Annotated in this window: 19 protein-coding genes; 2 read left to right on the plus strand and 17 right to left on the minus strand. The window is 42.3% G+C overall.

Annotated elements, in window-relative coordinates; translation table 11 throughout:
• Positions 1-36: 36 nt before the first annotated feature.
• The 13 genes from CXF69_RS04175 to CXF69_RS04235 all read right to left on the minus strand — a co-directional run bounded on the left by CXF69_RS04175 (position 37) and on the right by CXF69_RS04235 (position 13,269).
• Positions 37-1,398 carry an MFS transporter gene (locus CXF69_RS04175; RefSeq protein WP_101204507.1) on the minus strand — a complete coding sequence of 454 codons (1,362 nt, stop codon included), beginning with the start codon at positions 1,396-1,398 and terminating at the stop codon, positions 37-39.
• Positions 1,399-1,790: 392 nt separating this feature from the next.
• Positions 1,791-2,567, minus strand: a complete 777-nt coding sequence (gene pcaD / locus CXF69_RS04180; protein ID WP_101204508.1) for a 3-oxoadipate enol-lactonase — start codon at positions 2,565-2,567, stop codon at positions 1,791-1,793.
• Between the two features lie 102 nt (positions 2,568-2,669).
• Entirely contained in the window at positions 2,670-3,890 is a 1,221-nt protein-coding gene (gene pcaF, locus CXF69_RS04185) for a 3-oxoadipyl-CoA thiolase (RefSeq protein ID WP_101204509.1), read from the minus strand.
• 20 nt (positions 3,891-3,910) lie between these two features.
• A complete protein-coding gene (locus CXF69_RS04190) occupies positions 3,911-4,576 on the minus strand; it encodes a 3-oxoacid CoA-transferase subunit B (protein ID WP_101204510.1) in 666 nt (221 codons plus the stop codon).
• Between the two features lie 26 nt (positions 4,577-4,602).
• Entirely contained in the window at positions 4,603-5,325 is a 723-nt protein-coding gene (locus CXF69_RS04195) for a 3-oxoacid CoA-transferase subunit A (RefSeq protein ID WP_101204511.1), read from the minus strand.
• A gap of 112 nt (positions 5,326-5,437) precedes the next feature.
• The gene (benE, locus tag CXF69_RS04200; RefSeq protein ID WP_101204512.1) at positions 5,438-6,667 is read right to left on the minus strand and encodes a benzoate/H(+) symporter BenE; all 1,230 of its coding nucleotides are present in this window, start codon (positions 6,665-6,667) and stop codon (positions 5,438-5,440) included.
• Positions 6,668-6,742: 75 nt separating this feature from the next.
• On the minus strand, positions 6,743-7,522 hold the full coding sequence (locus CXF69_RS04205; protein WP_101204513.1) for a 1,6-dihydroxycyclohexa-2,4-diene-1-carboxylate dehydrogenase: 780 nt from the start codon (positions 7,520-7,522) through the stop codon (positions 6,743-6,745).
• Between the two features lie 59 nt (positions 7,523-7,581).
• Positions 7,582-8,598: a benzoate 1,2-dioxygenase electron transfer component BenC gene (benC, locus tag CXF69_RS04210; protein ID WP_025643602.1), complete on the minus strand. Its 1,017-nt coding sequence runs from the start codon at positions 8,596-8,598 to the stop codon at positions 7,582-7,584.
• Between the two features lie 65 nt (positions 8,599-8,663).
• Entirely contained in the window at positions 8,664-9,161 is a 498-nt protein-coding gene (benB, locus tag CXF69_RS04215) for a benzoate 1,2-dioxygenase small subunit (protein WP_025643600.1), read from the minus strand.
• Positions 9,162-9,222: 61 nt separating this feature from the next.
• Complete coding sequence (benA, locus tag CXF69_RS04220) at positions 9,223-10,608, minus strand: benzoate 1,2-dioxygenase large subunit (RefSeq protein WP_025643599.1); 1,386 nt, start codon at positions 10,606-10,608, stop codon at positions 9,223-9,225.
• 132 nt (positions 10,609-10,740) lie between these two features.
• On the minus strand, positions 10,741-11,664 hold the full coding sequence (catA, locus tag CXF69_RS04225) for a catechol 1,2-dioxygenase (RefSeq protein WP_025643597.1): 924 nt from the start codon (positions 11,662-11,664) through the stop codon (positions 10,741-10,743).
• Positions 11,665-11,763: 99 nt separating this feature from the next.
• Complete coding sequence (catC, locus tag CXF69_RS04230) at positions 11,764-12,054, minus strand: muconolactone Delta-isomerase (RefSeq protein ID WP_101204514.1); 291 nt, start codon at positions 12,052-12,054, stop codon at positions 11,764-11,766.
• Positions 12,055-12,129: 75 nt separating this feature from the next.
• Positions 12,130-13,269, minus strand: coding sequence for a muconate/chloromuconate family cycloisomerase (locus CXF69_RS04235; RefSeq protein WP_101204515.1), 1,140 nt, complete (start codon positions 13,267-13,269; stop codon positions 12,130-12,132).
• 244 nt (positions 13,270-13,513) lie between these two features.
• Between CXF69_RS04235 and CXF69_RS04240 the strand changes: the two genes are divergently transcribed.
• Positions 13,514-14,431 carry a LysR family transcriptional regulator gene (locus CXF69_RS04240; RefSeq protein WP_101204516.1) on the plus strand — a complete coding sequence of 306 codons (918 nt, stop codon included), beginning with the start codon at positions 13,514-13,516 and terminating at the stop codon, positions 14,429-14,431.
• 132 nt (positions 14,432-14,563) lie between these two features.
• Positions 14,564-15,391, plus strand: a complete 828-nt coding sequence (locus CXF69_RS04245; RefSeq protein ID WP_101204517.1) for a hypothetical protein — start codon at positions 14,564-14,566, stop codon at positions 15,389-15,391.
• A 47-nt stretch (positions 15,392-15,438) separates the two neighbouring features.
• Here CXF69_RS04245 and CXF69_RS04250 read toward each other — a convergent pair whose 3' ends face one another.
• From CXF69_RS04250 to CXF69_RS04265, 4 genes are all read right to left on the minus strand, one after another.
• Positions 15,439-16,434: a glycosyltransferase family 2 protein gene (locus CXF69_RS04250; RefSeq protein ID WP_101204518.1), complete on the minus strand. Its 996-nt coding sequence runs from the start codon at positions 16,432-16,434 to the stop codon at positions 15,439-15,441.
• 46 nt (positions 16,435-16,480) lie between these two features.
• Positions 16,481-17,782 (minus strand): hypothetical protein, encoded by a 1,302-nt coding sequence (locus tag CXF69_RS04255; RefSeq protein WP_134292202.1) that lies wholly within the window; start codon positions 17,780-17,782, stop codon positions 16,481-16,483.
• Positions 17,782-19,086: a glycosyltransferase gene (locus CXF69_RS04260; RefSeq protein ID WP_101204520.1), complete on the minus strand. Its 1,305-nt coding sequence runs from the start codon at positions 19,084-19,086 to the stop codon at positions 17,782-17,784. Before CXF69_RS04260 ends, CXF69_RS04255 begins: the two co-directional genes overlap by 1 nt.
• Positions 19,087-19,244: 158 nt before the next feature.
• Positions 19,245-20,756, minus strand: a complete 1,512-nt coding sequence (locus tag CXF69_RS04265) for a glycosyltransferase family 2 protein (RefSeq protein ID WP_101204521.1) — start codon at positions 20,754-20,756, stop codon at positions 19,245-19,247.
• Between the last annotated feature and the right edge of the window lie 356 nt (positions 20,757-21,112).

The following is a 21,112-nucleotide window of genomic DNA, read 5'->3' on the forward strand; positions in this document are numbered from 1 at the left end:
GTAACAGAAATACGATTTTTAAAGTCAATATTACTTTTACGCTGCTGAAGTATCTAATCTTGTTGGTTGCAGTTTGCTTTCTTTGCTGTCGACCGCTGCGCTCAGATTTACTAAGAAGATAGCGATGGCTGCGATAATACCTGGTATAGCGATAAATAAGAAGTTCATCTGATGGGTCAGCTCTAAGGTGAGAAGCGCACCAGTTAGGATTGGACCTACGATAGCACCAATACGTCCAATCCCTGACGCCCAACCCATAGCAGTCGTACGTACAGCGGTAGGATAATATTGAGCCACAAAAGTATAGAGCAGAATTTGTGAGCCGATGGTTGTAGCACCTGCAATCGCAATGAGCGTATATAGTACAATCTGAGGACTGTTGTAGCCAAGCAAAATTAATGCTATTGCCCCAGCGACAAACATAATAGTTAGTACAGGTTTTAAATGGAATTTATCAGCTAGGACACCACCGCCAATAGCCCCAATCATCCCACCAATATTAAGTGCAAATAGAAATAACATACTAGCACCTAATGAGTAACCGGCTTGAATCATTAGCTTTGGTAACCAGCTTGCTAAAGCGTAAACCATCAGCAAACACATAAAAAATGCTACCCAAAACATAATAGTAGTGAATCCACGTCTGTTCAGAAATAACGCTTTAATTGGTGCATCATCACCTTTGGTGGGTTCGTCTAGTACTAACGTAGTAGAGGGTGTAACTTTTTCTTGAGGAGCCAATTTTTGAACGATATTTTTAGCTTCGTCTTCTCGCTTTTCTTTGACCAAATACATCAAGGATTCAGGTAGCATCTTCCAGATAATTGGCAATAGCAAAGTAGGGATGCCCGCAATATAAAACATAATTTCCCAGCCAAAATCTAGCACCAAAAAAGATCCTAATAATGCTGACGTCATACCACCAATTGCATAACCGCTGAACATAATAGCGACTAAAGTACTGCGCATACGTTTCGGTGCGTATTCAGATGTTAGTGCCACGCAGATTGGCATCACGCCGCCAATACCTAGACCTGCAATGAAGCGCAAAGCCGCAAACTGCATAGGCCCGCTAGCGAAAGCACCAAAAAAAGTAAAGCTACTGAATAGAGCGACACAAATCATAATTGTTTTTTTACGACCGATTTTGTCAGATAAAGTGCCAAAAATCATGGCACCAAACATCATACCGAATAGTGCTGCGCTAGCAAGAAAACCTGCTTGTACCGAAGTCAATGACCACTCCTCCATAAGTAATGGCAGGGCCACGCCGTAAATAATGAGGTCGTAGCCGTCAAAGATAATAATCAGTAAGCACCAAAACAGGACTTTCCAATGAAAAGGTGAAAATTTGGCTTCATCAATAACTTTATTGATGTTTAAGGTTTGAGATTCCATTCATATTCTCCGTTGATGATATCCTTATACGTGCTTTACAAGTTAGGGTTTTACAGGTGCTAAGTCAAAAACCATCTAAGTATAAATTTATACCTAAAAGGTATATTTTTCTATATAACATTCTATTGAAACAATGTTGACTTTTATCTTTATTAGAGTATTCGGTACTCTTATAAAGTATTAGATACGAAGAATGATGCTTGCAGTGAGTGTGTGTAAGACAACTAACGCCAAGAAGTTTCATTAATTTCTATTATGAAAATACTGAATACGCAGAAAATCATCCATATACTAAAAAAATATATAGATGATTAAAAATATAAGATAAATAGATAAAATTAGCCTAATTAATCAACGCTAATGAATGTGTTTTTTAAAAGCATTTATTGGCGTTATTGCAGGTAATATTTAATATACTCATTAAGTGCTTCAGGTTGTTCAATATTTGAGATATGCGAGGCATTGATAGTGGCGAGCTTAGCACTAGGAATATGATCGACTATATATTGACCATCGGCAACCGTTGTCACTGGATCCTCGATACCTGCAACTACTGTGACTGGTACACGAATATTTTGTAACTGCTCGCGAGTATCAGCGACAGATAGTGCATCGCAGCAGCTGGCATAACCCTCGCTACTGCCAGCTGCGAGAGCGTCAGATAGTGCTTTAACTACATCAGGATGATTATCGATAAAACTTGCTGTGAACCAACGCGGAGCGGCTGTAGCGGCAATAGGATCTAGACCTTGCTCACGTACCAAGTGCGCGCGATCTACCCATGCTGCCTCATTGCCAATCTTCGCGGCGGTATTGCATAGCATTAAATGATCAAAGCGCTCAGGATGATGAATAGCTAACCATTGACCAGTCATACCACCCATAGAAATGCCACAAAAAAATGCTTTATCTATGTTCAGATAATCAAGCAAATCAATGACGTCTTGCCCAAGCTGATCGAAACTATAAGGACCTCTTGGTGCAGAAGAATTACCATGGCCACGAGTGTCATAGCAGATGATAAAATAATCGTTTTGCAAAGCATCGATTTGTGGCTGCCACATATGATAGCTGGTACCTAAAGAGTTAGAGAATATCAGAGCAGGGTTACTGCTATCACCAAAAGTGGCATAGTTTAGCGTTATATCTTTATTGTCAAATTCAGGCATGATGAACGTCCTTGTTTGTGATTGTCATGTGAGTAAGGTATTGGTTTTTGCCTATCAATGAGTGCATCTATTTTTTGAGCTATCTATATATTCTCAACACGCTTAACTCTCAACACGCTCAATAATCATCGCGATACCTTGTCCAACTCCGATACACATTGAGCAGATAGCATAACGCTTACCTGTTTTTTCCAGTTGATTAAGGGCGGTTAAGATCAAACGTCCACCTGAGGCGCCGAGTGGATGACCAAGGGCAATCGCACCGCCGTTAGGATTGACGCGCTCGCTATCATCAGCTAACCCTAAGTCACGTGTGCAAGCTAGAGCTTGCGCGGCAAAGGCTTCGTTTAATTCAATGACATCCATCTCATCGAGAGACAGGCCGGTTTGCTTAAGCAGCTTTTTCATTGCGGGTGCTGGGGCGAAACCCATAATACGTGGCTCAACGCCTACCGTAGTTGAGGCCACAATACGTGCCCGTGGCTTTAGATTAAATTCTCTAACCGCTTGCTCTGACGCTACTAGGAAGGCTGCTGCACCATCATTAATTCCAGAGGCATTACCAGCAGTCACCGTACCATCTGCGGTGACGATAGGACGCAGTTTAGTCAACTTCTCAAGGGTGGTGTCAGCACGAGGATGCTCATCAGTATCGACGGTGACAGGCTCGCCTTTACGCTGCGGAATGACGACAGGGGTCATCTCATCTTTAAAAAATCCTGACTTTTGCGCCGCTGCGGTACGTTGTTGGCTACGTAGCGCAAATGCATCTTGGTCAGCTCGATTGACATTGAATTGCTCTGCGACATTTTCAGCGGTTTGCGGCATAGTCTCTGTGCCATATAGCTCATCAAGCTTTGGATTGATAAAGCGCCAGCCCATAGTAGTATCTTCCAGCTTTTGACTACGACCAAATGCCTGACCTGATTTGCCCATCACAAATGGCGCACGGCTCATGCTCTCAACACCACCTGCGATAATTAAATTGGCTTCACCAGCTTTAATCGCACGCGCCGCTATCGCTAACGCATCCATCGACGAGCCGCACAAGCGGTTAACAGTTGTCGCAGGCACTTGATAAGGTAGGCCGGCTAGCAATGACGACATACGTCCGACGTTGCGATTGTCTTCGCCGCTTTGGTTGGCACAGCCATAGATGACGTCATCTACTTGTACCCAGTCGACATTAGCATTACGTTCTATTAACGCATTGATAGGGATAGCGCCTAGGTCGTCTGCACGTACGGGTGCTAGACCGCCGCCGTAGCGTCCAAAAGGGGTGCGAATGGCGTCAATGATATAAGCGTTTGTTAAGTTATCCATTGTAGATATTATCCTTTTTATTATTTTACTGTAGTAGCGTCAGTCAGTGTGGCACCCGTCAAGGCCTGTAAGTCTTCGAAGCTAATGCCATCGACCATTTCGGTGACTACTAAGCCTTTATCGGTGACATTAATGACACATAAATCAGTATAAATGCGATCAACGCAGTTTTTGCCAGTCACAGGATAAGTAAGCTCGCTGACGATTTTAGGGTCGCCCGTCTTGGTGGTATGATTGGTCATGACAAAGACTTTTTTGGCACCGACGGCTAAGTCCATTGCGCCGCCAACGGCAGGTATTGCATCCTCTGCACCGGTACTCCAGTTGGCTAAGTCGCCATTGGCTGCCACTTGAAACGCGCCCAATACGCAAATGTCGATATGACCACCACGCATCATCGCAAAAGAGTCGCCATGATGGAAGAAGCTACCGCCATCGAGCATGGTGACGTATTCTTTGCCGGCATTAATCAGCTCGGGATCCTCTTCACCTTTAGCAGGTGGTGGCCCAAAAGCTAGTAAGCCATTTTCTGAATGTAAAAATACATCTTTATCATCCGGTAGGTATTGGGCAATTTTGGTCGGTAGTCCGATGCCTAAATTGACATAAGCACCATCTGGAATATCTTGTGCAGCGCGCTCGGCAATTTGATCGCGGGTCAAAACGGTGTAGGAAGTATGGCTCATGATGACGATCCTTATAATTGGCAGTATTAAGCGGTGGCTGTCGTTGCTGTGCTAGCATATTCATCACTAGCAGGTTCAGTACTAGTAGGCTGGATTTGCACCACATGCTGCACAAAGATACCCGGTGTAATAACATACTCAGGATCAAGTTCACCAAGATCCACCGTTTCAGAGACTTGGGCGATAGTTACTTCAGCTGCCATTGCCATGATTGGACCAAAGTTGCGTGCAGACTTGCGGTACACCAAGTTGCCCCAGCGATCGCCTTTATTGGCTTTAATTAAGGCAAAATCAGCCTTTATCGGATATTCAAGAACATAGTCTTTACCATCGATATGACGAGTCTCTTTACCTTCTGCGAGTAAAGTGCCAAAGCCTGTTGGCGTATATACTGCGCCGAGTCCCATACCTGCTGCTTGAATACGACAAGCCAAATTACCTTGTGGTACTAGCTCCAGTTCAATCTTGCCAGCATGATAAAGCTCATCAAATACCCAAGAGTCTGATTGACGGGGAAAAGAGCAAATTATCTTACGTACAGCACCTGTTTGTAAGAGTTTGGCAAGGCCATGGTCGCCGTTACCGGCATTATTATTAATGATGACCAAATCTTTTACGCCCAAATTAATAAGCCCGTCAATGAGTTCAGCGGGTTGACCTGCCGTGCCAAAGCCACCAATCATAATGGTGGCGCCATCTTTGATTTGACTAAGTACGTCAGTGATACCTTTATCAGCTTTGTTAATCATGTTTATATCCTATAAAAAGTCATATGAGGTAGTGTCTTTAAAATTAATAAGTGGTACATGGGTTAGACTCATTGCTCTGACACTACTTAAATTTTTTGTAAGAGACTTGCTTTTAATTGGCTTCATTATTAGAGGTCGTTAATGAGATAGATGATGTTGGTAGTAGGCGTTTTTTGGTCAGAATATAGTGAGCAATCATGCCAATAAGAATGCCCCAAAACACAGAGCTTAATCCCAAAAAGCTCATACCCGATGCTGTCGCCAAAAAGGTAATTAACGCTGCATCTCTTTGCTCATCATTTTTCATAGCAATGGTGATATTGGCAGAAATGGCACCGATTAACGCAAGGCCGGCCAGTGCCGCGACAAGCTCTTTTGGAAGCAAGCTAAATACCATCACGATACTGCCAGCAAATAAACCGCCAAATAAATAGAAGATGCCATTAGCGACACCTGCGATATAGCGCTTTTCCTTAAGTTCATGCGCATCTTTGCCAGTACAAAGCGCGGCTGTGATAGCGGCAAGTACGATAGTGATACCACCAACACATGCAACTGCTAAAGAGGCGAGGCTTGTAACACTCACAATAGGCTTGGCTGGCGTGTCATAGCCACTTAGATTTAAAATAGCCATGCCGGGTAAGAATTGACCAGTTAAGCTCACAAGGATGAGTGGTATAGCGAGGTTAAACGTTGAGTTCCACGACCATTCAGGTGCAATAAAATTAGGTATGGTAACGGCTAAATCGAAATGGACAGGGTTCATTTTGCCAAGTAAGACGCTTAAGATAACACCGCATATCAACACCCAGATCATCGTATAGCGCGGCGAAAAGCGTTTGGCTAATAAATAGCAACCGAGCATGCTAAAGACGATAAATGGCATGCTATCAGTGGCTTTAAATAATTCTAAGCCGAACTGAAATAGGATGCCTGCCATCATGCCAGCGGCAATACCGTTAGGAATCCATTTTAATATTTTGTCGAAGTAACCTGTCGCTCCAATAATAAATATGACAATCGCTGAGATGATATAACCGGCAACAGCTTCATTAATACTCATCTGTGGAAATAGGGTAACCAGTAAAGCGGTACCAGGTGCGGACCATGCTGTAATAACCGGTGTTTTATATTTAATAGATAAATAAATACCAGGAATGGCAGCACCAATGGAGACACCCCAAATCCAAGACGCCATCATGGCATCCGATACTTGTGCGGCTTGTGCGGCCTGAAAAAAAATAATCAAAGGACCTGCATAGGAAATAAGAACCGCTAAGAACCCTGCAACCGATGCAGAGAGCGACCAGTCGTTTTTTAAGGTTTGGATTACAGAGGCCATATTGCTTCCTTGCAAATTAGCATTCGTTACGGGGTTGCAAATTAAGATGCATGCTACTGATTGACAGATTTATTATTAGCCTTCGTCGCCACCGCCTACAGGAATGGTACTACCAGTAATATAAGAAGACTCATCGGATGCTAAAAACAAGATGGCATTGACTTGCTCATCTATCGTGCCGTAGCGTTTCATAAAGGTGCGATCAATGGTCTGATCAACCACCGCATTCATCCATGATTTTTCATCATCAGTTAATGGTTTGGCGTTACGTGGAATCTTTCTGGGCGGCGCTTCAGTACCGCCAGTTGCCACGGCATTCACACGGATGCCATCGTTTGCATACTCAAAAGCGAGCGATGCGGTCATGGCGTTCACGCCGCCTTTCGCTGTCGAGTAGGGTATGCGGTTGATACCACGAGTAGCGATAGAGGACACATTAACAATAATGCCTGACTGCTGTTTGACCATGGTTGGTAATACCGCATGACAACACCATAATGTTGGAAATAATGAGCGACTGATTTCCTTTTGGATTTCTGCTTCAGAGAAGCAGGTAAAAGGTTTCATCCATATTGCGCCGCCGACATTGTTGACTAATATATCGATACGCCCATAGCTATCAAGTGCCTTATCAATAGCCTCTTTAGCACCTTGACGGGTTTCAAGGTCAGCTTGAATGGTAACGGCTTGTCCACCATTAGCAATGATTTCAGCCAGCACCTCTTCTACTAATGGAGAAAAGTCTGCCATGACGATTTTTCCGCCCTCACTTGCTAAGCGTAATGCGACTCCGCGCCCGATGCCTTGGGCGGCACCAGTAACGATACATACTTTATTATCAAATCTTTTACTCATGACAGTCTCCTAAAAATCTTGCTCATGCTTTGCTAGTAGAGTAATACGGCTAAGCTATGTTATTGTTCACTGGGCGTGAATTTTTCATAGTAAAAATTGCACGGTTTTAGATTACTGCTGTCTAACCAATTACTCACCGCATCCACCATCCCTAACGGACCACACAAGTACACATCGACGTCACCATCGTTCAGCCACTCATTATCAACATGACCGGTAACATAACCTTTACGCTCATGACTACTATCTTCTGTGGCGACACAGGTGCGGTAGTCAAACCAAGGGTGGTTTTGTTTTACTTCTTCTAGTTTCTCGACTTCTATCAGATCAAAATCGTTGGTGACGCCGTAGACCATCCTGACAGGATGATGAGCACCAGACACTTCTAAACTTTTTAGCATCGATAAAAAAGGCGCGATACCGGTACCGCCTGCTAGAAATAGGGTCGGGCGGATTAGAGGGCGCAGGTAAAAGCTACCAAATGGACCCTCAAAATTAATCTCTTGGCCTATAGTTGCAGTATCAGATAAAAAGGTGCTCATTTTGCCGTTAGGAATATTGCGGACGACAAATTCGGCCTGATTGGCACTAGGTATAGAGCTAAATGAATAGGAGCGTGTCTCGTTAGAATCAGGAATACTGACATTGACATACTGGCCTGGCAAAAATACTAGCGCATCTGGATTATCGACTTCGACGCCAAAGTGAATGGTAGACTCAGACAGTACATTCAGCTGCTGTAGTTTGCCTTTGAATACAGACTTGCCAACTTTGCAAGCTTCAGAGGAGGTTGGTACTTTGATCACGCAGTCGCTTTCAGGAATCATCTGACAGGTGAGTACATAACCTTCTTCAGCTTCAGCTTCTGTGAGTGCATCTTCGATATACATATCAGGGTGCATGTCATAGCTGCCAGATTCACAATGGCAACGGCAAGTACCGCAAGCACCATCTAGGCAGTCCACAGGGATATTAAATTTTTGACGATACGCTGCTTCGGCAACTGTTTCGTCGGCTTCACATTTGATGAAGCCCGTGACGCCGTCTTCGAACTGTAGAGCAATATTATATTCCATGAGAAATATCCCTTTTCAACACGTATTAATTAAAAGCTAGTGATTAAGTAATGAGTGAATAATGATTAGACGTGATAGACATCCATGATTTGATGCACATAGTCGTCTTTTAAGACCACATACTTATCCAAAATTTTTGGTTGGTCTTGAGTCATGTCTATTTTGTACTGAGAGTAACCCCAATAGGTATTGGTCTCGTGATAGCGAAAGGACTTGTTGATCCAGTTGAAACGTACCGTCACAATACCGTCATTGTTTTCGAGTAATTCAATATTTGATAAATTGTGCGTGGTACGTGTATCAGGTATGGTCGCTGATGAGCGCTCAGTCTCGATGCGGAAGATACGATCTTCAAGACCACGGCGGTCCGGATAATAAATCAGCGAAATTTCTCGTTGTGGGTCGCTGATGAGCTGACCATCATCATCCCAACTTGGCATCCAGAAAGGGCAGTCTTCATCGTAATAAGTGAGCCATTCTTCCCATTTTTTCTCATCCAATAAACGCGCTTCACGGTATAGAAACTGTCTAATGTCTTCAATGTTAACAGTTGTGTTTTTCATGATTGATATCCTTATTTTTTGTCAGTTCTACAATAAATAGCAGAGTAATAATAAAAATGTATTAGTCGCTATTAGCACCGTGTAGCTGCTGCTCTTGCTCTAGAGCTTTTTTCATCTCTTCATGCCAGTAGCGATGTTGGACGGTATATAGCCCTTCATCTTCAGTCTTAACACCGCTCATTAAAGGTTTTAAGTCAATAGCGGCAGCGCCTTCATCTGCTCCTTGAATCCAGTGCTCGGAGCCTCGGCACATATCATTCCATTCAAGTTTGATACCGTTATAACCTTCTTGGCATGAGCGGAACTCTTCTAAGTCATCAGGTGTTGCCATACCAGTAACGTTAAAGAAATCTTCATACTGACGGATACGGCGTGCACGTGACTCATCGCTTTCGCCTTTTGGTGCGATACACCATATGCTGACTTCAGTTTTGTCAACCGCGATAGGGCGGAGCATACGAATTTGTGAGCTGAACTGATCCATAATGTAGACGTTTGGATATAGGCATAAGTTACGTGAACGTCCAATCATCCAGTCCGCCATTGCTTCACCGTATTTAGCGACATAATCATCGCGATAGGCATAGTTTGGACGGTCCTGTGGGTTTTCCCACTGTGTCCATAACAGCATGTGTCCGTTTTCAAAAGAGTAGAAACCGCCACCTTGACGTCCCCATTTTCCAGCGTTCATGGCTTTGATGTTGTCTTCTTTGACTGCTTCTTGTTCTTTACGACGTGCAGTGGTAGCCGCATAATTCCAATGCACAGCTGATACGTGATAGCCATCAGCACCGTTTTCAGCTTGCAGTTTCCAGTTACCATCAAAAGTATAGGTTGATGTGCCGCGTAGAACTTCTAGACCTTCTGGCGACTGATTGACAATCATGTCAAGAATTTTGGTAGAACCACCAAGCCAGTCTTCAATTGACTGAACATCATCATTTAAGCTAGCAAAGATAAAGCCTTTATAATTGGCCATTTTCACTTGTTTTAGGTCGTGTGAACCTTCTTTATTGAAACATTCTGGGTAGCCGGCGTGTCTTGGGTCTTTAACTTTAAGCAGCTTACCTGAGTTGTTAAAAGTCCAACCGTGAAAAGGGCAAGTGTAAGTGGCTTTATTGCCTTTCTTATGACGGCAGAGCTGTGCACCACGATGTGAGCATGAGTTAATCATGCAATGCAGCTCGCCTTCTTTATTGCGGGCAAGAATCACGGGCTGACGACCGATGTATGAGGTGTAGTAGTCATTGTTATCAGGAACTTGAGACTCATGAGCCAAATAGACCCAGTTGCTCTCAAAGATGTACTTCATCTCAAGCTCGAACAGCTCTTCGTTAGTGAAGGCGCTACGATGCAGACGATAAATCCCTTTTTCACTGTTCTCTTCTAAAAAATCATCAATAGTGATGTCTGATCCTTCAGGTACTAAATTGATACGCTCGCTCATGGCTGCCTTCCTTGTATAATGACGGTATAAAATGAGATTAGAATTTTACGTTTGATACGGCAACTGAGGGCATATCAAACGTAAGTCGCTAGTAGTGATCAATTAATTAATGCTATTTAATATGAGTGCTCATTAACCTTGAGCACGGCGGCGTTCTACTTCGCTGCCTTGTACAGCTTGGTCAATGTCTTTTACTAAATGAAAGTCAAAGTCGATACTTGCGTAAGGCTTATCCAGCGCTTTTTCTTTTAGCTTGTCCGCATCTTCGACCATCGTTACCTCTGGTACCAAACCTTCGCGGCTTGCAAAAGCAAAGTCATCCCATAGGTACTCATCGCCATCGATGTTAATCTGCGTGGTCAGTTTGCGATGACCGTCAGCACTGGCGAAGAAATGAATGTGAGCTGGGCGATGACCATGACGTCCTAGCGCGCCCAATACTTTTTGCGTCATTCCTTCTGGTGGTACCGAGTAACCTAGCGGAACGATGCTGCGGAATGCATAATTGCCGTTCTCATCTGTAATGATGCTACGACGCAAGTTGAAGTGAGACTGTGATTCATCAAAGAAAGAGTAGTTACCTAAGCTGTTGGCATGCCATACTTCTACCTTTGCGTTTGGAAGAGGTTTTCCATTTTCACCATAAACAGTGCCTTGCATAAATAGCACCGTGCCATTATCAATATCTGTACCGTCATCAAGACGTGCAAACCCTTTTTCTTCTGGTGCGCCAGCGACATAGAGAGGGCCTTCAATAGTACGTACAGTCCCGCCATCCAATCCTGCTTCTTTTAAATCTTCTTCAATCATTAAATCCATGAAGTGATCAAAACCAAGACCTGGTGATAACAAACCGGCTTCTTTGCCTAAATCACCAATGAACTCAACCCCAGACCAATACTCATCGGCGGTTATTTTTAAGTCATTAATGGTTTGCATAAGGTCGGTCACAATACGTAATACAATCTCTTGTACACGTGGATTTACTTGTTCAGGGAAGTCGATTTTGCCTTTGATGAACTGAGTGGCTAATGCTTCAATTTGGCTGCGTTCCATGTCTCTCTCCTTGTTGAGGACTGTTTTATTAAGGGGTAACTACAGTGAGTATTCTTACCCACCTTTTATAGATTCTGATTACAGATTTAATGCCTTGATTTAACTGTCATCACTACGAACAGATGATGGGTGACGCAATAACGGTGTCACTTCAACCTTCATGTATGGATAAAGTGGTAATGACATCATAATATCGTGTAGCTCTTCATTACTCTCAACATCAAAGATACTGAAGTTAGAATACTGACCTGCTATACGCCAAATATGACGCCATTTACCTTGCTCTTGCAGCTTCTGTGACAGTGCTTTCTCAGTTGCCTTAAGCTCGTTGACTTTATCGGTATCCATATCTGTTGGGATTAAGACATCCATTCTGACGTGGTATAACATAATTATTTCCTTATACGTGATGAAAGATAATTTGGCTGACTTTTACAGCGTTTCAGTTTGAGCGTTGGTAGAGAATTATGGATTTGATGGTTTAGGTAACGTAGGGACTGCTTGTTTGGCGTAGTGATAGACTTTATCGCTATCTACTTCGATACCAAGGCCTGCGCCCGTAGGTACACTCAATCCAAAATTTTGATAATCAAGAGGCTGTGCTAAAACGTCGTCAGTTAATAACAAAGGACCAAAGAGTTCAGTGTCGAAGTTGAGACTTGGATATGTCGAGAACACATGGGCGGATGCTGCCGTACCGATAGGTCCTTCAAGCATCGTCCCGCCATAAAGCTCGATACCTGCTAGATGTGCCATTTGTCCGATTAAGCATGCAGCTTTTAATCCACCAGCTTGATTGATTTTTACAGCAAAGACATCGGCACAATGATCCGTTGCCAATTGGAACGCATTATGTGGATCTTGCACGACTTCGTCAGCCATAATAGCCACGTCAAAGTGTTCAGTTAAACGCTTTAGCGCTGATTTATTACGCATCGATACTGGTTGCTCGATTAAATCAACACCGCCATTTTGCAACAGACTAATACCTTTCATAGCTTCAAGCTCTGTCCATGCTTGATTAACATCAACGGTGATGCGGCAATCAGGTAAAGCTTGTTTAATAGCTAACACATGGGCGACATCATCAAGGATAGGGTTGCTACCTATTTTTAATTTAAAAATCCGATGCTTTCTCTGTTCAATCATCTGATGAGCTTCAGCGATATCGGTATCAGTATTTCCGCTAGCAAGCGTCCATGCCACTTCGATACGATCACGGACGCGACCACCGATGAGCTCGCTGATAGGTAGATTGAGTCTTTTGCCTTCGATGTCGAGTAGAGCAGTTTCAATCGCGCATTTTGCAAAACGATTGCCGCTGATGTGGGTATTCAATAGCTGCATTGCTTTTGCTGTGCTTGTAGGCTTTTCTTTCATCAAGAGAGGGGTAAAGTAAGTATCGATATTAGTTTTGATACTATGAGGACTTTCTTCAGCATAACTTAAGCCGCCAATCGTCGTTGCTTCGCCCCAACCTTCGTAGCCATCTTCGGTTTGGATATGCACCAGAACCAATACTTGTTCATTCATCACGGTACAAGCCAGTTTATGCGCTCGAATAGTAGGTATTGGTACTAGTAAAGTATTAATTGAACGAATCATATCTATCCTTAGTATAAAATTTTGGCTTCCTTATGCTTAATAAGAACTATAAGTGTTAAATATCGACATGTCTAAGACCTATTTAGTCTTTTTTTAATACTTTTTAGGTATTTTGTCGAAAGGTAGGTGGTATGTTATGTTCTTTAGGTATGGATGTTTTGTATATGAAGTAGGTGATGGATAAAAGGGAAGAAATTAGAACGACTTAGGATAGAAACAATAGGAAGTCAATCAAGGAAGAATAATGGAACTCAGGCATTTACGCTATTTCATAGCCGTGGCAGAAGAAAAAAGCTTCAATAAAGCAGCTGCTCGTTTATACATCTCGCAGCCACCACTTAGCCGGCAGATAAAACAGTTGGAAGAAGAGATTGGCGTTACGCTTATCGATAGGGAGAATCGTCCCTTGAAACTCACTGAGGCTGGCGAATTTTTTTATGATCATGCTATTCAAATTTTAAAAAAATCAGACGATCTGCGTACTATGACTATTCGTAAGGGAAATTTTGATAATTCGCTCTCAATAGGCTTTGTATCATCTATATTGTATGGCATATTGCCGAGAGTAATATCCCGTTTCAGAGAAGTTCATCCGAATATCGAAGTTAAATTGTATGAGCTAAACTCTTGGCAACAAATGCAAGCATTGACAGAAGGTAAGATAGATGTAGGTTTTGGCAGGTTATTATTTGAAGATGCTTCTATTAGGCGAATGGTGCTTAGAGAGGAAGATTTAGTAGTTGCTGTTCCTATCGAACACCCATTATCAAAAGAAAAACGCGACAGTTTAAGCTTGATCGATTTAACAAATGAAAACCTCTTACTTTATCCAACAGCACCGAGGCCCAGTTTCATTGATTACGTATTAGAACTATTTGAAAATCGTAATTTGAAGGCGAATTATTTCATGGAAGTACGTGAATTGCATATTGCCCTAGGGTTAGTAGCAGCAGGAGAAGGGTTGACTATCGTACCAAAGACACTTGAGCATTTACGTCATCAAGAGATAACCTATATCCCATTTGAAGAGGGGATATTAACTTCGCCAATCGTGATGAGTGTTAGACATTTTGATAAGTCTGGATTACTGGAAACGTTATTAGATGTTACTTATCAAATTTATGACGAAGAAGGCTTCATATATAAGCGTGAAAAAATTTGATCAAGTATAAGTTTTAAGGGCTTTACTTATTTAAGGCAAAAGCAATAGGCATACTAACATCGTCAATTTTTCTATAAAAATCGCTAATAATGCTAAAGTAGCAATAAAAAGTTCACATTAACTAAGGTTGCTATGTCTAATATAGAGTCCAATACAGAAAAACCAATATTCAAACAGAGTATCGCGCTGTCAAAGAATAGCGAATATATATCTAATGACATAAATACAGCGCAATCTGCTTTCTTAACACTACCAGTCGTTATACAGACTGCACTAGAGCAAGCTAAACGAGTTGTTCTAATTGCAAATAATCCTGCTGTAACCACGACGCAGCTTGAGATGTTGTTACAGCCCGATGATGTCTTAGTGTTATTTAATCACTTTATTCACGCTGATTTTTTTGCTAGCCATCAGCTAGCTAGTTTACTGCCTAAGCTGTTGTTTTTTCGTCAGATTGGTGACAGTAAACTGCATTTTGGCCTACCGCCTAGAAGCAATCATATATCAGTGGTGGAGCAAATGGCAGAGACCGCGCCATTAGGGATATTGACGAGCAACCAGCCTTATCAGTTTCCAACATTAGCTGATGATCCAAGCCCTAATGACGATCCTACCACTGCTCATCGCATCTTAGATATTCCCTCGAACATGCAAAAACTATTATCAAGCCCTACCTATCACAGTGTGCTATCAGAGCATCATAAAGTCGTTGCTGACTATCCATGCTTTACCGAGATTCATTCGTCAGCACCCTCATCAGGTTTTCTGTTATATCGGCTGATGCTGGTAGCTCGAGCATACTTACACCATATTCAAAAGACAAAACTACCATTAGAGATATTAATGATCGGCTTCAATGACAATGATAAAACTGCTCACTTTTGGCATGGTCATAATTGGGATTTTGAACGTCAGGAAATGAGTCGACTACCTAAAGGAGTGACTATTCATCGGTACTAGAATATTGATTAGCTAAGTTTTCGTTAGCTAAAAATTGCTAGAAATAGTTAAACATAAGGAGCGTCTGGGCAATGAGCGCGCTTTATCTCGTTATCGTCAGGCTCTCGTCGGACGGCTATCAATGATGACTGTTCTTCTTTCCAATCAATCAGATCCATATCGGAAAATTGGGACAGCCATCCTGTCATGGGCCAACAGTGCCATTTTTGATAGAAGCGATTGGCATTGACAATGATACTGTCCAGATGATTAAGAGGTGGCCGGTAGACACTGTGCTGCTGATGATAAGCGATATCAGCAGTAAGGTAAAAATTGATACCTAATCGACGTGCTGTAAAGGCAAAATCGGTATCTTCTGCACCATAACCTGTATATTGGGTGTCAAAACCGCCAATTTTATCAAAAGTCTGCCGCTTGATAGCGAAGCATAGGCTCCAAAATGCACCGTAATCATCAGTTTGTTTGATGGCTGTTTGCTCTGTTTCAGTAGGATATGAGTCAGCTTCATCAAAATTATAACGATAAGGGTTATAGACAGACAGCTCGTCTAAAAGAGACAAAGGCAGATGATTGATTTTTAATTGTGCATTTTCTTCTACTGATAATGGTCGCGTTAGATAGCGCGGTTGACCCATCAAAAGCGCACTAGGATATTGTAGAAGCTTCTTATACATTTGCTCAATAAACGTAGGCGCTACGATACAATCAACATCCAAAAAAATCAGCATATCGTGAGTTGCCTGCAACGCTCCAAGATTGCGATTATGTCCGATATCAAACTCTGTAGTTGTAGTATCACCACCATCATTTACAGCTGATTTAACCGTAGTTGGTAATTTCACGATATTTAGTGAAAATTCAGCTAACCGATTGGGATCGGCATCGTCATTGACGATAATGACTTCGGCTGGCTTTACACTACTATTTTCTAGACTGCTCAGTAGGTTGTAGAGATGACGATTACGACCATAGCAAGTCGTAATGACGGTCATCGATACAGTATCAGAAGTTGTGCTAGCGTTATTCGTTGGCTGAATGGTCATCGCTTGTCTTTACCTCGCTATCAGGTTGCCTGTTATTTTTAATAAGTCAGTATTTAATTGTTGATTCGGGCATTAAGTTGAGTCGAGGAAGCAACCAGTTTTCAAACCAAAGATTAGTAGTAGGATAATCAGTGGTGCTATGCATAAACGCTTGAGCAGCTATTGGCGTAACTGCGTTGATTTCCTCAATGCTATCTTCCTCACTGTTATTTTTTTCAATGCTATCAACCGAGGTAGTGGGGTGTTGTTTGCTTCGGTAATGAATTGTTTGGGCAATAGATTCAGATTGACCATCATTGACGCTCATTAAGGTTTTAAACTGCTGCCAATTTAGCGCTTTATTTTGAGCGACTAACGCTTCAGCCATGACCGCTTGTTCATTATGAGGTCTGTCATCAGGCACTACTATGAGCGGCGTATCGTAATGATACGCTTGCGCGACAGCATTTAGGCCACAGGCCATCATTAGATAATCGCTATGGCAAATAAATGGTGTGACGTCATCTACCTCAGCTGAGATATCGACATAACATCGTTTGTCATCGTCTATAGGCCCGAGAGAGACAATTAATGCATTGGGTAGCAGTGAGCGCAACTCCGGTAGTTTTTCGTCAATCGCTTTATGTCCACCATAGCCTTTAATAACGGTGATAATAGGTGTTGTAGTTTCGGACTTGTATGCTAATTGAGCTTCGATAGATGGTAGGTTTGTAGATTTAAGATCAGAAGTTTCATTGTTCACGCTTAATTTTGCCAAAATATCTATAAAGCTCTCATAAGTATATGGCTCAGCTTTTTGAGAGTAGATAAAGTCAAGATAGAGCGTTTTATCACAGACCCACTCAGATGTCTGGGTAGACTCTAATGCTTTAGGATAAGGTGCTAGTAAGGCAAGCGCACCAGCAAATGCACCCAAATGTGGCGCATCATCGCGAATACCAGGAAGCCTAACGTAAAGGTAAGGAATACTTGCCGCACGGCAGAGCATTGCCACCTCGACGCTGACATCGATAATCATCAGATCAATCTTACATTGAAAGATAGTGTCTAGTATTTGGTGACTGCGTTTTTGAATGTCGCCATTGCCTACGGGCGAGTAATGTAGGCTGGCTGGTTGCCAATATTCTCCTGCACGACCTGCTAGTATGTCATCTGGGCGTTCATCTTCTGCATTTAAACGTACGATTTGTTGTTCATCAATAGCGGTAAAACGATAGCTATCTATATCTAAGCTCGTAAATACCGTTAATTGCGCTCTTGCGTCATTAGGTAGCAATGCAGCCAGTTTGTCTGCCTGTCGGCAATGTCCTGAGCCGTGATGATGAGCATAATATCCAATACGCATCATTACGATCCCTCAGAAAAGCTAACAAGATCATTATCAGTTTCAATTGGTGCTTGAATGGCCTGATTGAAAAACTGCAGGGAGTCTTTTGTTAAATCAGAGAGCTCATAGCTGTTGATATTGTTGATATAACTTACTGAATTGTCTTCTATTAACGCAGTTCTATTTTTTAACGCTGCTCGGTAAAGTTCCAGATAGCCGTCTACCATGGCTGACACTGAACAAAACTCTAAAGCACGGTCACGGCAGGCTTGGCGTGATATGTTTTTAATCGTAGCAAAGCCATTGATAAAGGCGGCTTTGTCTTTTTTAGGTACGATGACTCCTGTCTCTGGAGTAATAATTTCTGCACTGGCTCCAGCATCGAAACCAATCACTGGTGTGCCACATGCCAAACTTTCAGCCAAGGTCAATCCATATGGCTCGTCCCAAGTACTGGTGAATAGCATGGCAGTTGCTTGGCATAAGTAATTGTTAATCTCGTCCTTGGTGACATGACCTACGTAACTGAATAGTTTGTCATCGCCACTCTTACTGTCTTTAAATAATAAAGGGGCTACTTTTTGATTAAAGTAGTCTTCGTTGCTTTTAGGTCCTGCTATGATAAGTTTCTTCCCAGCTTCCATACAGTACCGCATGGCTAAATGAGTGCCTTTTTCAGGGCAGATGCGTCCATACCACAAATACACCTCGTCATCGCTACCATTAGTATTGCCAAGCGATTCTGTATTGGCAGTAAAGGATTCGACATCGATGCCGTTATACACCACTTGTGAGGGAACAAACTCAGCGAATAACTGCTGTTGATGTTTACTAATCGCTGTAAACTGAGTGGTTGTACCAGAGCGTAGCGTCAAAAGTGCCAAACGTAACTGTGGAAAAATAGGCGTATGAAAAGTGGTAAAAAACCTTTCGCCAAATGCTTGGCCTGTCATCATCGGAATATGATGCAGACTGTGGTTATGTACGATATCAATCTCACCGCGCTCATCACGTTCGATAATATCTCGTAGGGCTATCTGATAGGTGAGATATTGGTACATCTCTTCACGGCCCATGGCGACCGTTTCATGCTCATTATCATAGACCATCTTGTTAAACTCATGACGAGTCAATAATGGCACCAGCGTTGCTTTCGTCTCGCTATCTTTATGAGCGTAAAGCAATACCTCATGACCTTGCGCCACTAGCTCATCACAAATCAATTGGGTAATCATTTCTAGACCACCCGCGTAAGGCTGGGCAATGGGATACAGTGAATGCGCAATAATGGCAATACGTAGCGGTGAATTCGAAGACCTAATCATGTTTTTAAGACCTTTATAGTTATAAGCATCATGGCTATAAGCGTTTTGGTTAGTAGAGTGGCGTATAGGGAACTTAGTATAGAAACAATAAAAGACAATAGAATGACCTTGTTTCAAAATTGGCTTATATAAACCGCTATCTTTATAAGTACTGATTCTTACGAGTCGATGGTCTTTTTATCTTTAAATAAAGACGTCGCATAAGATGTCGTGATAGTCGTCTTCTTTTCATGGGCTACTTTTAGAGTCTGTCTCAGAACCTTACTCATACTTAATATATCTGCTCGAGCATCAGAGAAATTATCCATTGCGACCTTGGCGGCGCTTAGTTTAAGAATACAAACTGCCGCTGCACATATAAATAGTACTGGCGAATAGAGCGGTGAAAATGGCGCTACAACTATGGCTGTAATGATATTTAGCACCAACAGCAGTTTTGGTAACGCCGCTATATTCTTAAGGAATAAGGAATGACGATTTTGGATATAGTTTTGTTTTGGCGTACAGACAAAAGGTTTTTCTCGTCCCCACAGCACAGGAAGCCATGACAACGCGCCAATTTCCCAAAAATTCAAATGCATCAACCATGCACGTATCTTTCTGCTAAAACGCGGCTGATGGTTGTCATCTATTTGTTGATTGAGAGGCGATTGATCACGGCAGTAAGCCCATAGACGTCTAAGGATAAAAAATGTGTAGCCTGCATAAACCAGATATAAAGGTGCAAGCATCGACACGTCAGCGTTATTTATTAAAAGCATATCAACCATTACCAATAATGAGCAGATATGCAAAAGGATAAAGAACCCCGTGAAGTTTGCCCAAGCACTTAATTGAGACAGATGAGCGCGTATATATGCTAAACGTTCATCCATACTTTTAGATTGCGAGACATGTTGAAATGGAGAGTTGTACGGGACTGACAAGTAATCCGTGAGCACTTGCATATTGCCGTAGATCCAGCGTCGGCGTTGACATATTAGGTCATCTAGCGTGTTAGGTAGTAAGCCTGTGGCAATAACTTCTGGCACAAACTGACTGCGAAAACCTTGTCGATGCATAAGCACGCCCATCTGAGCATCTTCAGTGATAGAAGCGCCTGACCAGCCTCCTATGCTCAAAAGGTCTGAGCGTCGAATGACTGCATAAGTACCCGTTGATAAGGCGCGATTGCGATTAAAAGGACGATACAAATGATGATTGAAATAGTGATTCAACTCGCTATGCGCATCGAGCTGTCCTTCATTACGATAAAACTGCGGAAACTGCAGTAGGGTATACTCAGGATATTGAGCGATAGCCTGCGTAATAGAGGCTCTAGCATGTGGTAATGCTTGGTAATCACTATCGACCACCACAATGTGACTACAGTCTGGACACATTAACCCAAGTGCCAAGTTTAAAGCACCCGCTTTGAATCCTTCGACACGATCAATATGATAAAAATGGACGTTCAATTTAACGTCTAAGCTTTGGCAAAATGCTGCTAATGGCTTATATAACGACGTCTCCCTATTATTATTATCGATAATCAATATCTCATCGCGCGCTTCTTTTACTGCTAATAACGACTTTATCGTGGCAATAACCAACTCTGGAGGCTCAGCTCGCGTCATCAACTGAAAACTGAGTGCTGCGCTAGTCAAAGCTTCTTGTGTGTTAGCAGTCATGTCTGGTCCTTAAGCATGTACAACAAGTGAAATTTATATAAAGAATAGTATGCTTATGGGTAATGTAAGTACTTGTATCTTCAGTCATTTAATGAATACCAATGCATACTAATACAGAATTAAGTAATGATTTAGCCGATAATTGTTTGTGATAAATTAACTGTGTAAGTTGTACGTAATGTGACATAAAAACTTAGTATTTTAATCGCGTAAAAATAGGGCGTTTTTTGATTGAGAAGGGGGTAGGTAACTGTGTTTTATTTTTGAGTTAGGGTAGTTAGTAAAAGGATAAAACGAGGAAAAAAGACGAGGAGAGAAAAGCAGAGAGGTCTGAATCAATATATTGAAGCACGACT

Source organism: Psychrobacter sp. Choline-02u-9, from assembly GCF_002836505.1.
Lineage (GTDB): Bacteria > Pseudomonadota > Gammaproteobacteria > Pseudomonadales > Moraxellaceae > Psychrobacter.